Source organism: Vibrio sp. 1727 (genome assembly GCF_033344415.1).
GTDB classification, from domain to species: domain Bacteria; phylum Pseudomonadota; class Gammaproteobacteria; order Enterobacterales; family Vibrionaceae; genus Vibrio; species Vibrio alginolyticus.
The window spans coordinates 1-651 of record NZ_JAWPOT010000353.1; the positions used below are offsets into that span (position 1 = coordinate 1).

1 protein-coding gene is annotated in these 651 nt (G+C 48.2%); it reads right to left on the minus strand.

Annotated elements, in window-relative coordinates; all coding sequences use genetic code 11:
* Nucleotides 1-2 precede the first annotated feature (2 nt).
* Nucleotides 3-651, minus strand: a 649-nt coding sequence (locus R8O10_RS25700) for a ferredoxin--NADP reductase (RefSeq protein WP_318192022.1), incomplete at its 5' end; no start/stop codon positions are given.

The following is a 651-nucleotide window of genomic DNA, read 5'->3' on the forward strand; positions in this document are numbered from 1 at the left end:
ACTTACCAATAACGCTCATAGATAACGTGACCGCCTGTTCGAGTTCGATACTTTTCTAACCCTAGCACTTGCAGCACAGGCAAGGTATCTTTAATCATCTCTGGGTTACCACACAGCATCACAAAGCTGCTTTGCGGAGAGAAAGGCACATCCACTTTATTGGCAAGCTCACCAGACGCAATCAACTCTGGGATTCGACCTTGCAGTTTTCCGAGTGACGATTCACGACTCACGATTGGCACGTACTTTAAGCGTCCTTCATATCGGAATTGAAGATGCTCAATCAGGTATTTGTAGACCAAATCTTTTTCGTAGCGAACACCATGCACCAGCACGATACGATCATTGTGAGGAAGCAGGTTAATGTCATCCAGCAAAGATAAAAACGGGCCAATGCCAGTCCCCGTCGAAAGCAACCATAGATCACTCGCTTGCTTAGGAATGGTGTCGTGAATGAGATCGCCATGCGCGGTTTCACCCACATAAATCGGGTCACCCGCCTTTAGCTTTTGCAACCTTGGAGAAAGTTGCCCTTGAGGATCTGCCACAATGAGGAATTCGAGCCACTCGTGTTGCTCGCTTGGCGCATTAACCACAGAGTAAGCACGGCTGATAGGCTTGCCCTCATCATCGAGCAAAGCAAGCTTGGTG